The organism is Burkholderia sp. CCA53 (assembly GCF_001685525.1).
Classification (GTDB): domain Bacteria; phylum Pseudomonadota; class Gammaproteobacteria; order Burkholderiales; family Burkholderiaceae; genus Burkholderia; species Burkholderia multivorans.
The window spans coordinates 2,907,697-2,920,804 of record NZ_BDDJ01000001.1 but is presented as its reverse complement, the minus strand read 5'-3'; the positions used below and the strand labels follow the sequence as shown (position 1 = coordinate 2,920,804).

Here is a 13,108-nt window from a genome sequence, read left to right as displayed (position 1 = left end):
ATATAGCTATCATTTGAACGGATTCGCGCCGTTGTTCGCTTGAGCCCACGCCGCTTTACTCGTAGCGTCGGGCGGGCTAATCATGATGATGCTCGCTGTACCATTAGGCCGCCGGTTGACGGTCGCACTCGCTCCACCATCCTGATAGCCTGCAATCAGTGCCAAACCGATTTGTACAAGTGGCGAACTCACACCAGTGTTACCAATGCGAGCGCCGATATCGTAACCATCCTTGACGTCGCTCAGGCTCGGGGCAGCGGTGCCCACTTGCGCGAGCGCCTGATTCAGCGGCACCGCCCACAGCCGATCGCCAGTCGTATCGTAAAACACGCGTTTCGGCTCCTTCCCGTCTGGCAACGTTGCGACGGCCTGCTCCCACCCCGCTTTCAGCGCTGCTGCCTGAGCCGCAGTCTTGAGCGGTTGTCCGTGATCGTCGGTCAACTTCACGTCCACCGGGCGATGGAGATAACCGAGCAGGGGCGCGTCATCGAATTGCTTGACCTGCCATGTCGTCCAGCGCACTGGAATGTACGGCGTCGGCGTGAACTGACCCGGCCCTTTGTTGTCGATGGTTTTCCAGAACTCCGGCAATTTCGCCTGCCACCAAGTAGACGACATCACACCGATCGCTCCCGGATACAGAACGCCAGCCCGCTTTTCCTGCTCGAGGTAATGGGCAGTGAAGCTGTCAGGGCCGCGATCGTCGTTCTGCTCCCAAAAGAAATTCCACAACCTGATGATGTCGTATTCGGTACTATTCCGGTTGATTTGCGCAGTCTGCTCGACGGCGTACGGACGAATAAGTTTGTCCACTCGATCCGAACGGGACACGAGGATGGCACCCATACTGTCCGGCAAGTCCGGAACAACGTGTCCCGCGCTAGAGGGTCCGCCACTGCCAGGCGCAACAAGAAGCGAACGCAGCATCGATCCGTCCTGACTGACGACCAATGCCGCCGGAACATCCGGATGCGAGTCGAAGAATGCGAACAGCTTATCGATCATTGCCGCACCGTCGCTAGTATTGGCGTCCGCCTCCCAAAGGAAAAGTGTCACGCCAAGACTTGCTTGTTGCCGGCCATCAGCAATACTTTTTGCCGCACGGAAACTATTTCCCTTGTCTTTCGGTGGCCCCCAGACAATGGTTGGCACCGGCCAGTATTCGACGGCATGACGACCGCCTTCCTTGAATGACAACGTGGTTGACACACGAAGATCAGCCATTCGGATATCGTCACTATCCGGGTAGTCTTCGGGATTTGCCGATACATACGATGCATGGTTGTCAGCCTTTTTTTCGATCTCGCGCCAGATTTCCTCGTCGGCATATTCGCCCACCACGATCCCCATTCCACGAACCTCAAGCACGTACCTCTGTCCGGTCCGTGACAACATTGTGCGAGAGCCGTTGAAGCCGTGCGTTACGACTGCGCCGCTCTCTTGACTGCCCGGAACCAGCCGGTCGGACGTGGCGGCAGTCGCCACGGGAGATCGATGCAACCAAGCGACGCTCGCGCCGTACGCCAAAGCGGCCAAAGCCAAGACCGCCAGCACACCATTCCGAATGCTACTTCCCATTTGCGGCATCTCCTGCCCTGTCGTTTGCCAATAACTGTAGTGCCGCGCCATCACAAAGATGGTCCAGACTATCGCCACCACAACAAACGCGGCCGCATATGGCCAAATTCGCGGTCTCGCGATCATCGCGGCATCCCTTGGAAGACTTCCCCGATCGTCTTATTCCCATACATCATCTGGGCTTTCTGCGCCTCTTGTTTGTAGTACTCTGCCTGAGCCTTCTCTTGTGCAGCGATGGCCGCTGATGTCAATTCACTGGTTACCAACGGCGGCGGGGTCGAAGACACGTGCGCCTCAGGAAAAGTTCCATACATATAATAGTCGGCACAAGCTTGAATAAAATCCCGCATCTTGGAGTCAAGGCGACCATAATTTGGATTTTTCTGAATCTTGGCGAGTGATGCCGGAACCATTTTCCAGTCCGCCATCAGGATCAGCAATTCTCGCCAAACAGGATCATCGAGCGTGACCGCTTGGCCGATGGCGACGTCCATCGCGGTAACCCACCGATGATTCTCCGTACTGTGCAGCACACCCGAATGGTAGTTATTCGCTTCTCGAGCTTTCGGGTCGTGCTGCATGCGCTCGCGAGCTTCGTTAGGAGTTTCTTCTCGTTGAATAAGTTGCTCGGGCGGCACGACTGGAAGCAGCGCATTTTTGATGAGCGACGTCGCCGAGGTGTTCGGGACCACTCGCCAGTTCTGCGACTGATTGTCAATTGTCTTGCCGTGATTGAAAGCCGTCTTGTAAGATTCAATGTTAGCCAACGGATTGCGCGTCGATTCGACGGTAATCCATTCAAATGACGCGTATTGATTACCCAACGAGACATTCTTCGTGACATCGTCTGGCGTCATCATCCCCGCCACGTCAGCGTGGCCAGAACGTGGACCACCTTTCTCGATTTCGCCACCGTATAAATCTGGCTCGCACGGCGGCTTCAGTTCCTCACCGTTAATAAAGCGGATATCGTTCCGAGTAAATGACGCCTGCAGAGCAGCATTCTTGCTCGACTCAAGCACCGTGCCCAACATGGATCCGTCCGTATCAGGTCCAGGTGTAAGTCGCTCGAACCGGTCGCGCACAGGCACCCGTGCAGGTGATACGCCGACCAGCACCTTCTTGAACTTGCCTTTGCCGCTATCATCGCGCTCCATCCGCGTCCACATGCGCTGATAGAAACGCTTGGGCGCAAGGGCCGTCATGGCGGGCATGGTCTTACCGTGTTTGGCAGCAGCCCCGTCAGCCGGCACTTCATCGGGCACACCGAACGTCCCGATCCCGCGCACTTTCTTGAGACCTACCACCGTGTCTTCAGGGCAAAAGTACAGATACACCTTACCGCGATTGTCTCGCTCGTCGAACGTAATCCAACTCTTACCGTTCTTGTCCAGCCTCTTTCCGCAGGTCTTGCTCCAGTTCGCGCCTGTCCGGCCACCTGATCGCTCCGCAGTAATCAGCAGATCTGCCAGATCGGGAACGGTATGCGGTTCGCTCGTGACCGCATTGACGATATCGATCAGAGTTTTAAGCTTTCCGTGCCCGGTCTGGTTGCCGTCGTCTTCCGTTGCATAGAGACTGTAGGGTGTATCCACCATAATGATGCAATCAACGCAACGCTGCCCCTGCTGCTTGAGTATTGCCTGTGCCAGCAGAGTAATGATCGTCCCCTGACTGTGGCCTAACACTGTAATGGTTTCATGTCGAGGGTCTATGCCGTGCTCAGAGGCCAACGCCTTCGGCTGGATCGCGCGAATCGTCTTGATAAGATTCGCCAGTCGTGTCGCTGCCAGTACGAAATAGCGCCGGTCAGGTGCCCGTCCGGGATACACGCTGTTTCCACCTAATGCGTGAAACGCCACTTGTTTGGTTTTCCAGTCTGGCTCAAAACCTTTACCATACATTTGCGGAATATTGTTGGTCGCGTTGGCAAAGAATCCACCAGACTTTGCAAAGTGTGCATCTAGCCGATTTCCGTTGACATCCTGATACTGGCCACGTGTCATAAGGTTGCCGTGATCGTCTGCTACCCGACTTTTTACGATTCCGGGCTTATTCAATTTGGCGATATCTTGATTATCGACACGCAACCCCCAATAAAACGGAATAAAAAAACTTTTCGTAACGCCAGGGAGCTCGGCACGCTGGTATAGATACATGTCAGGATCGGACAAAATCTCCGCTTGCCGCTTGCCTGGATTTTTTTGAGCCTTTGCCCGCTGATAAAGGGCACCGTAGCTGCCTCCCTTCAAATCGGTCCGCGACAAGCGCTCATTGAGCCCTTGACACAGCCCTTGCTCGACAACGGAATACACGGCCCCCGGATCGTTCACCCCATGAATAAAAATCACGATGCCCGGCAAGTCACCCGGCAACTGCACATTGCGGGCATCGGGACGATTTGAAGTCGTGATGCCAGCGCCTTGAGCATGCACACGATAGTCGTTGTTGGTCTCGGCCATAGAATTCTCCCCGGTCGCCTCAGAGCGACGGCTTCAAAATATCGATCTTGGCGATGCGCATCACGTCGTCCTTCACCAGATCCGTCAGCCCACTGGCATCTGACTTCCCTTCGATGATCCGACCGTCGTTGAGCGCAATGCGATATTGCTGGTTAGCCGCCAGCGCCGGTGTTTCCGGCGTATGTCCAGGAAAGTGCAAACGAAACTGCTGGTCGGTCGGTTGGTTCGTGAACGATGTTTTCGAGGCCTGTTCCGTCGACGGCCCGCCCCACTGATGCGACGCCGACAGCAACTTGATGTCGCCGTTCGTGCCGAGCGTCACGCCACCGCCGATCTTGATATAGCTGCCGTCTTCGGCGACGAAACGAATCGTCGGTGCGGTGACAAGCACCTCGTTCTCATTCGTCGCGATCTTGACGCCCTTTTGAGCATTCGCTGTCAGGATGTCGGCCCGCGCCTGCAGCAACATTGGCCCCTCGCCGGCCACGGCCTGCACGCCAGTGCCGCGCGCGAACAACTGCATTCCCTGTCCTGCTGTGGCATTAAAACGCTGACCGCTCATCAACTGAAGATGCTGCTGCGCGACCTGATCAATGTTCTCGCCTGCGTACGTCACGTGTGTCTTCGGCGTTACGTTCACCGAACCGGCCTGCGCACCGAGCGCCATCAGCGCCTGCGAACCGCCGACAGCGCCACTCGATTCCGATGCGCCGCTGCCCGGCGTCCAGCCCTTGAACGCCTGCGCGACGGCTTGCTGGCCCGACACATCCGCAGTTTGTCCGCCGTGTTGTCCGGCGTAGTCGCCGAGCGACTTGAAGAGCTCAGTGCACTCACCGAGCAACTGCAACAGTTCGTCTCGATCAAGCTGGCCGCCACTTGCCTGCGAACGTGCGTAGGTAGTCAGCAAAATACCTTGCGCTGCCCGCAACGCCGCCGCCGCGTCAGTGCGCAACTCCGCGCCTTCGCCACGATCCTGCCCGACGCCGTTATTGCGCGGCTGGGTCAGGTATCCCAAATTCAACTGCGAATGCGCGTGCTCGCTCGCGAGCTGGGCGCTTATCTGCTGCGGCGTATCGTCGAGCCGGAGCTGGTTATATTTCCGACCCTTAATCTCCTGCGTCTTGATTCCGGACACGAAACGGTTACCCGGCAGCGAGCCTGTATGACTGAACGTCGCGGGCGTGTTCACTCCGTTTCCGAGCACACACAGGATCACCAAACGATCGGGGTCACCAGCGATACAGCCCAGCAAGACCTCCATGCCGGCGCGCGGCAGGAACGATACGCCGAAGCCTGCCCCGGCCAAGCTGGACGCCACTCGAATCGGGGCACTGTCGCCGACATTGCCGTTGGTTCCTGCGCCCTGCGCATGCGCGTGATCGCCTGAATCGAGCCCCGGTATCTGTACGTAGACCCGGCCGAGTTCGTCGCACACGACTTCCTCATCGTCGCGCGTCACAATCACGCCCGTGAGCAGATGGACCGGCGGCAGGTCGATCTTGGGATCGTACGCCGGTGTAAGCGGAACCCCGCGCCGCACGCAGGTGAACGCATTCTCGTAGCGGGTGTCCGACTCTGCGTCAAACGCAGCCGGCAATGCGGGTGCGGCGAGCGTCAGATTGCGGCTCGCGGCAAATAGCGCGTGAGCTCGCTCCGTCAAGCCCTTCGGCAGATTGTTCCAGACCTCGTGATGCAAGGACGTGATCGTGAACTGCCGTTTCTCGGCTGGCTGCATGTCGAGATCGACATCGCCGGCTAGCGTGAACCAGTGCCCGACCGGCATATCCCGCACACTACTTACGCCGTCGTAACGTTCGGCGTCGAATTGATGCGCGAGCATCCGATCACGGGTAATGCGGTCGTGGTCGTCCCACGAATCGCCGACATGCGGAATGTCGATCGCCACGTCCGTTAGCAGGTTCGCAAGGTCGTTGCCGGCTTCGCCTTGGTCGATACTCGCGGTCGCGGCCGAATCGTGGATACGTCCCTGCTTGTAGTCCCACGATGGACGACTCGCCTGCCCGGAAATCAATTGTTGGTGCAGCGCAAACAGCGTAATGGTGTCGCGCTGCTCGGTCGCGGCGTCGCGCGGGTGCAGGCGCACCGTGCCCGCCGGGGCCTCAGGCAATTGCAGCGGGTTGTCGCAAAACACGAGCGTATGGACGGGCGTCTCGTCATGAAGGTTGCGCGGCGACTTCGCGGGACCGGCTTTCGCGAATATGGGAGGTATCCGGAATTCCGTGTGTGAGGCGGGTTGAGATTCAGATTCCAATGTTGAATCGTTCCGGGTAAAGCAGCGCGAACTGGGTCATCGCGCTCTTCCAATCGTGCCGAGAGCCGGTCCACTTGGCCACGACGTTGCGCAGCGCCAGCCAGATCAGTTTGAGCGCGGCCTCGTCCGACGGGAAGTGGCCGCGCGCCTTGATGATCTTTCGAAGCTGCATGTGCAGCGACTCGATCGCGTTGGTCGTATATACAATTTTCCGGATGTCAGGCGCGAAGGCGTAGAACGGAATCACCTGATCCCAGGCCCGGCGCCAGAGCGCGGCAATCGGAGGGTATTTCGTACCCCACGGGCTCGTATCGAACGCGTCCAGCGCCACGGCGGCCGCTTCGGCCGACGGTGCCCGATAGACCTCCTTGAGCGCCGCTGCGACCGATTTCCTGTCTTTCCAGCTGGCAAAGTCCAGCGAGTTCCGGATCAGATGCACGATGCAGGTCTGGACCGTCGTTTCCGGGAACACCGTGTTGATCGCTTCGGGGAAGCCCTTCAGGCCGTCGACCACGGCGATCAGGATGTCCTGCACGCCGCGCAGCTTCAGGTCGTTCACCACCCGCAGCCAGAACTTGGCGCCCTCGGTCTGCTCGATCCAAAGGCCGAGCACGTCGCGTGTGCCGTCGCGGCGCACGCCCAGCGCCAGGTAGATCGCCTTGTTGCGCACCACGCCTTCGTCGCGGATCTTGACTCGCAAGGCATCGAAGAACACGACCGGGTACATCGGCTCGAGCGGTCGCTGCTGCCATTCGCGCACTTCGTCGATCACGGCATCAGTCACCGTGCTGATGAAGTCCGGCGACACCTCGATGCCATACATGTCCAGCAGGAAGCCCTGAATCTCCCGCACGCTCATGCCGCGGGCATACATCGCGATGATCTTGTCGTCGAAGCCTGTGAAGCGTCGCTCGCCCTTGGCGATCAGCACCGGATCGAACGTGCCTTCGCGGTCGCGCGGAATCTCGACGTCGAGCAGGTCATTGTCGGTTGCGATGCGCTTGCGGCTGGTGCCGTTGCGATGGTTCGTGCGGCCCGCCGGCTTGGCATCGCCCTTCTCGTAGCCCAGGTGGTGGGTCAGTTCGCCGCCCAGTGCACGCTCGAAGATTGCCTTCTTGAGCGCCGCGAGCTGTTCGTTGATCGTCGCCCGATCCAGCGTCCCGGGCACCAGTTGCTTGATCAGTTCCGGGTCCAGGTTCAATCCCTTGCCCGGTTCTACCGGCACTTCTTCCTTGCGTTTGCGTGGCATAACGTGGCTCCTTGGCCATCAGTTTATGCCTCACACACAAAAGTTCGGATAGGCTCCGAATATGTTGATGCCCTCGCGGCGCAACAGCCGGCGCACAAACTTCGCGTCCGACTCATTGACCTGCCGGGTCAGCTCACGCACCGGATAGCGGCTCCGATCAAGGTCGGACAGGTCGAACTCGAACGCCGCCGCGAGCGCCGGACTACGACGCCGCCATTCGTTCAACAGGACCGCCAGCACGTCGACGACACTCGTCTTGCGGAACACGCGCGAATTGGTGCGCTTGTCCATCAGCGACAGCGCGTCGCACACCGTGAGCTGGTATACGCACAGCTCGCCGTCGCTCTGGCCGATTTGCACGTCCTTCACGATCGCGTTGATGAAGCGAAGCTGCCCGCGATCGGTGACAAGCCGCAGAGAGATGGGCACCCCAAGGAATAGCCGGGGCGACAGATCATGACGCGTCGATACACAGGTCAAATGCCCGTAGATACCGGTCATCAGCGCTTCGCGAATGCTCGCGTGCTGAAGGGCCAAGAGCGGCCCCAGGCTACTTTGCAGCCGACCGAAATTCAGCGCGACCGGCCGATTATTCCAGTCGACGGCCCCCGCCGCGAAACTGCGTATTGTTTCATTTAATGACACAGCCGCCCTCTCGATTCTTATTGAATACGTATTGGAATTCAGGCGATCGGGCCGCGTGTCGGGACCGGCAAACCGCCGATTTCTGATCAGAGGATACCAAATTCGACGGCAATCGCCGGAAAATGACAGGGGTGGCGCGCCGCCGAATTGTACGCATTCAACCAAGACTGATATGCAGCGGCACCCCGTTTTGTCGCGTCTTTCGCGGCGGAAGGATTCGTAACGTCTGGTCGTTCCGTACACACTAAGTCGGTCCGCGCAGTACCCGCCCCACCACCCTTCAGACGGCAGGTCACTCTGTCGTCCCGAGTGAAAGTCATTGGCACGCTCGGTGGAGACCTAGGAGCGTGTTGCCGCACGGCCTCTCGGCGCCCTGTTTCTCTCGACGCCAATCGGCCCGATGCCGGCGCTATCGCGGCCGATCGGATTCCACGTTGCTGTTCAAGTCGTCTAACTAGACTCGCACTGCTGGCCGGCGATGCCCCGTCCATCAGCGATTCGCGATCTCGTTTTCGAGCCGACGCTCACCCGTCCGGGCAGACCGGCCCATACGTTGGAGACCATCGCGGGGACCACACGGGAGGGAGCCAGCGTCAATCAGCGGCGACGCGCCGTGCTCGCGCAGCTGCCGCCGCGCAAGTCCGTTCTGCCAAATCGGCCGGGAAGTCGAACAGCTTCATCTACACTCGATAGACCCGCCTCTACACTCGATAGACCCGCCACCAACGCGCGAGGATTCCCGCACGCCCCCCTCATCTGCCAATCGGCCAACTTCGGCTCCACATTCGACCGCACTGGTAAACTCGGCAACCAAAGCAACTTTCGGCCTGACCTATGACCACGCTGTCTCCCGACGCCATCGCCAACCACACGCCAATGATGCAGCAGTACCTTCACCCTGCCCAATAAGGCCCGGAGCACAAACCTACGCTCAGACCTACGCTACTCTTTCGGGGATCGACCGTTACCGAACGAGAAGGTCCGTCGGCTCGACAACCGGCGTGACGCCGCGTGGGTCTGGAGCAGCGCTGCGGCCCGGGGTGATCGCGCTCAATTGAGCTAGAGGTTCGAGTGAGAAATGGGACGATCTTATTCATCCAGTATGCAGATGGGCCTCAAGCTTCTGCACCAGCACATGGATCTTCGGCGTCAACTGCCGCGCGACCGGCCATATCAGACTGAGCGGCAAGCCGTCCGTTGCGGCTTCGTCGAGGATAGCGACGAGGCGGCCGGCCTTCAGATCGTCCCGTACCAGCCATGTCGCCAGCTGCGCGACGCCGAGCCCCGCGCGTACGAATGCGAGTTGTGCCTCGGCGTCGCCTGCGACGATGCGTGGCCGCACGACGCGTTGCTCGAACTGCCCGTCGGCCGCGGCATATGACCACAGCGACTGCGCTCCGTCGGGCCGTCCGTAGACGATGCAGGCATGTTCCTGCAGGTCGTCGACCGTTTGCGGTATGCCGTTTTTCTCGAGATAGGCCGGCGCCGCGCAGAAGATCAGTCGTTCGCGCCCGAGAAAACGCCGACCGAGCGACGGCGGCAGCCCCGGCGGCCCGCCGATCCGCACGGCGAGATCGATGCCCTCTTCTGCCAGATCGACGAAGCGGTCCGTGAACAACAGGTGCGGCCGCACGTCCGGATACTGCTCCGAAAAGCGCACGAGCACCGGCACGACGCAGAGACGCCCGAACGAGGCCGGCAACGCGATGCGAACGGTGCCGACCGGCTCGCGCTGTTGCGCGGCGAGCACGGCCTCCGCCTCGGCAAGCTCGGCCAGGATGCGCGTGCAGGTTTCATAGAACGCACGGCCCGCGTCCGTGAGCACGAGCCTGCGCGTCGTCCGCTCGAACAGCACGACGCCGAGCCGCCGTTCGAGCCGGGCGACACTCTTGCTCACCGCTGAATTCGTGAGGTTCAGCCGCTCGGCCGCAGCGGTGAAACCGCCCGCGTCGGCGACACACACGAATGGAACGATGCCCTTCAGATGTTCGGTCGGGAAGCTGGCCATTGTTGAATCCAATTCCATTAAACCCCGAAATACTATCCAAGATGCGAATCCAGGTCTGAAGTACGCTTGTATCACTAACGAACGTGGAGTCACGATGAATCACCGAGCACTGATCGTCGGTGCCAGCGGCATTGTCGGGCGAGCCCTACGACCGACGCGTTCTTCGATCTTTTCGAGCGGCTGAAGGCAGAACGACTCATTCCGAGATAAGGCAAATTGAACAACTGCGGTTCGGGTCGATGGGACAGACCGACAGGTTCGAGACTTGCGCCCCTATGGTTTTCGACAGGAGGCGACGTGGAGACGATTCTGCTGATTGACGACGATGCACGCATTCTCGAACTCCTGCGGACAGTGCTGGAAGCGAGGGGATATCGTGTCCTCGTCGCGTCTGACGGAGAGGCTGCTGTCAGCGTCACATCGGCAGAACATCCAGATCTCATTGTTACGGACTGGATGATGCCAGTGCTCGACGGCGTCGCCTTATGCCGACGTCTTAAGCCACATGCGGCCACCGCACACATTCCAATTGTGATGCTTACGGCCGGGACGCCCGGTCCGCAAATAGAGCCCCTTTGGAATGCGCTGCTTAGTAAGCCTGTACCCATCGCACGCCTGCTCGGCGTGATCGGTGATCTTTTGAACCTCTCACGAGACAGCCAGCGGTGATCCGTTTGCATGTGCTGACCGCTTCTGACCGACAGCGGCGCGGGTGATCACTGCGACTGGCGAACTCCGAGCGGCCCCCTGCACCCCGCTCGACAACCAGAGTCGCCAAAGCGACTGTTCGCCACGTGAGCATGCATCAAGCGACGACCGCAAATCCTCGTGAATCCCACGCCAACAAATTGGACTCCGAGTCCGCGTCTTGACGTGTACAGCAGCGCTGAGCCGCCGGGATCGGATCTGGCCCTGGCGCGCCCTTGGCAGTCGCATAAGTCAAAAATGCTCACAGCGCACGAATTGCCTACGAAACGACTGCAACGGCGGCGCTTATAGACGAATTCCACTTGCGGTTGGCGGGCATACTGGAAGCTCCATCGAACAAATCGGAAGCGGCCATGGCTACTTTAAGTATGCAAGCGGTCGTGGGTCGTAAGACCATCCACGTTGTCTTGATGGGTGATATCGCGACGGTCAATATTTTCGTCACGGATAACGACGATGGCTCTCACCAATCACAGATCATGAAGGTTCGTCAGTACCTCAATGCTGGCATGACTAATGAGAGTGTTGCCCGTCATGTACTCAATGTTGTCGTGGCTGCGATTGAACGGCGCAATCAGCACTGGGCACACTGAATTTCGGCTTGTCCGTCCCGTCGGACCCGATAAGACCGCCCGCACATTGACGTCAGAGGGTCGCCAGCAATCGCAATTGGTGCTCGGTTTCAGTTCCCTTAACCAGCGCATAGCACCGTGTCTGCCGTCGCTCGACGACTGAAAGCCCTTCGGCATCGGAGAAGGCGTTCCATACGGTGCCGTCAATACTCGCAAATTCTCCGTGAGTTCGCGCAAAGGCACGCAACAGCGGACTTGCTGCACGGCGAAGAACTATACGGTCCGCATTTAGCACATAGGTTGACCAGCGACGGCAGAGGATCAGGTAATAGGGTATCGAGAGGTGATCAACTTTCATGAGCAGAGCTGTTTCGTCCATTGTTATCGCTCTGAGGTCTACCAGACCTCTTGGCCGCTGCCGCTATTGAGTCGTCGAGTGGTGCGCGACCACGACGCGATGGTGAAGCTAGCCGGATCGTGGCACTTCTCAATGGCGGACACTTCTGCTCGCCGCACCCACACGGCAGCCCCGCTCTCGACAACCAAACAGGGGGAGCAAGTGCTCTTCGATACGACACAATTCCGAATCGACCCGACGCCCCGCAGGGCTGATGGAGAGTACATCGCACATGCGAGGATTACCATGAGGCTTCTGGACGGAGGTGAGAGAGAGGTGCATGCCAGTGGCGATCTGACCGGTTTCGATAGGCGCGATGACGCGATTGCGTACGCGACGCAATGGGCGGAGAGATGGCTGGCCGCTCAGGGTTGCTCGCCTGTGGTCTAAACTCCAAGCATCGTGGATGCGCTACCACCTAGGGTGCTTCATTTCTTCGGCTTCCATTGCTGCGAGCCGTTCTTCAGTTGCGGATACAGATTCCATGGCTTCGTCGATCGACGACAATGCATATTCACAGGCCAGTTTCGTCTCTTCAACGGTAGACTCTGGCCCCTCTTCGTCGCTCGGCGGAGGGGAAAGCATGTCTTTCAACATCATCCTCAGTTCTGACGTGTCCCATGGCTCGCCCCTTTTCTCCTTCTTCGTTATATAGTGACGGATTTCCGCGTCTTGCTCGGGCGAGAGTGGAAGGTGTCGAAAGGTGTTACTTGGGTTAGCGTCAATCATGATGTTGCTCCAAAGTTCGGATGCGCCCCCCTTGGACTGCTCCCTGCGGCGCAAGTACACCCGGAAAAATGAGGGCGAAGGAGCAGGCTCCTGTTTTCGGAAGCGCGAATCGCGAATCGTGAATGCGTTCAAGCCGGGCCAAAAGCTTGTCCACTTCGAGTGCGCGAACTTTACTTCGCCCGGATTGTGCGCACAGCAAGCGACGAAATGCGCGACGCAACACGACGGTAGGTGAAGGGCGAGCAGTCAAAACAGCAAACGGGCGCTCGAACGAACCCATAATACGCGCATCGCTGATCGGGTGTCGATCTTATTTCGACCGCCACCAAACAGATGACAAAGCGCCTCGTCACACCGCCCCTACAGCACACAATATGCCATCGTGCCCGCGTTAACCGAGATGCTTTCGACGTGGATGGTTGACCAGATAAAGCCCACGCCGACTGCAGCCCGCGCGCTGAACATGCCGATCACTGTCGCCAACAAAT

The 13,108-nt window shown here is 59.0% G+C and carries 9 protein-coding genes and 2 pseudogenes; 3 read left to right on the top strand and 8 right to left on the bottom strand.

What is annotated here, in order from left to right:
- Positions 1–9 precede the first annotated feature (9 nt).
- From BCR55_RS13535 to BCR55_RS13510, 6 genes and pseudogenes are all read right to left on the bottom strand, one after another.
- On the bottom strand, positions 10–1,704 hold the full coding sequence (locus BCR55_RS13535; RefSeq protein WP_065494656.1) for a DUF2875 family protein: 1,695 nt from the start codon (positions 1,702–1,704) through the stop codon (positions 10–12).
- On the bottom strand, positions 1,701–4,040 hold the full coding sequence (locus BCR55_RS13530) for a DUF3274 domain-containing protein (protein WP_065494655.1): 2,340 nt from the start codon (positions 4,038–4,040) through the stop codon (positions 1,701–1,703). The genes BCR55_RS13535 and BCR55_RS13530 overlap by 4 nt, the downstream gene beginning before the upstream one ends.
- A 19-nt stretch (positions 4,041–4,059) precedes the next feature.
- A pseudogene (locus BCR55_RS13525) lies at positions 4,060–6,261 on the bottom strand (DUF2345 domain-containing protein); the annotation flags it as partial.
- Positions 6,262–6,301: 40 nt separating this feature from the next.
- Positions 6,302–7,561: an IS256-like element IS1356 family transposase gene (locus BCR55_RS13520; RefSeq protein WP_065494115.1), complete on the bottom strand. Its 1,260-nt coding sequence runs from the start codon at positions 7,559–7,561 to the stop codon at positions 6,302–6,304.
- Between the two features lie 57 nt (positions 7,562–7,618).
- Positions 7,619–8,110, bottom strand: a pseudogene (locus tag BCR55_RS30805) (contractile injection system protein, VgrG/Pvc8 family); the annotation flags it as partial.
- A gap of 1,189 nt (positions 8,111–9,299) precedes the next feature.
- Complete coding sequence (locus tag BCR55_RS13510; RefSeq protein WP_065494653.1) at positions 9,300–10,214, bottom strand: LysR family transcriptional regulator; 915 nt, start codon at positions 10,212–10,214, stop codon at positions 9,300–9,302.
- A 297-nt stretch (positions 10,215–10,511) separates the two neighbouring features.
- Between BCR55_RS13510 and BCR55_RS13505 the strand changes: the two genes are divergently transcribed.
- Together BCR55_RS13505 and BCR55_RS13500 are read left to right on the top strand one after the other, a co-directional pair.
- A complete protein-coding gene (locus BCR55_RS13505; RefSeq protein WP_065494652.1) occupies positions 10,512–10,883 on the top strand; it encodes a response regulator in 372 nt (123 codons plus the stop codon).
- 392 nt (positions 10,884–11,275) lie between these two features.
- The gene (locus BCR55_RS13500; RefSeq protein WP_065494651.1) at positions 11,276–11,515 is read left to right on the top strand and encodes a hypothetical protein; all 240 of its coding nucleotides are present in this window, start codon (positions 11,276–11,278) and stop codon (positions 11,513–11,515) included.
- Between the two features lie 52 nt (positions 11,516–11,567).
- Here BCR55_RS13500 and BCR55_RS30800 read toward each other — a convergent pair whose 3' ends face one another.
- The gene (locus BCR55_RS30800; RefSeq protein ID WP_083211818.1) at positions 11,568–11,852 is read right to left on the bottom strand and encodes a hypothetical protein; all 285 of its coding nucleotides are present in this window, start codon (positions 11,850–11,852) and stop codon (positions 11,568–11,570) included.
- A 201-nt stretch (positions 11,853–12,053) separates the two neighbouring features.
- Here BCR55_RS30800 and BCR55_RS33400 point away from each other — a divergent pair, with 201 nt between their 5' ends.
- A complete protein-coding gene (locus tag BCR55_RS33400; RefSeq protein WP_043281027.1) occupies positions 12,054–12,281 on the top strand; it encodes a hypothetical protein in 228 nt (75 codons plus the stop codon).
- 21 nt (positions 12,282–12,302) lie between these two features.
- On the opposite strand, the gene BCR55_RS13490 is transcribed toward BCR55_RS33400, so the two are convergent.
- Positions 12,303–12,620, bottom strand: coding sequence for a hypothetical protein (locus BCR55_RS13490; protein WP_065494964.1), 318 nt, complete (start codon positions 12,618–12,620; stop codon positions 12,303–12,305).
- Positions 12,621–13,108: the final 488 nt, after the last annotated feature.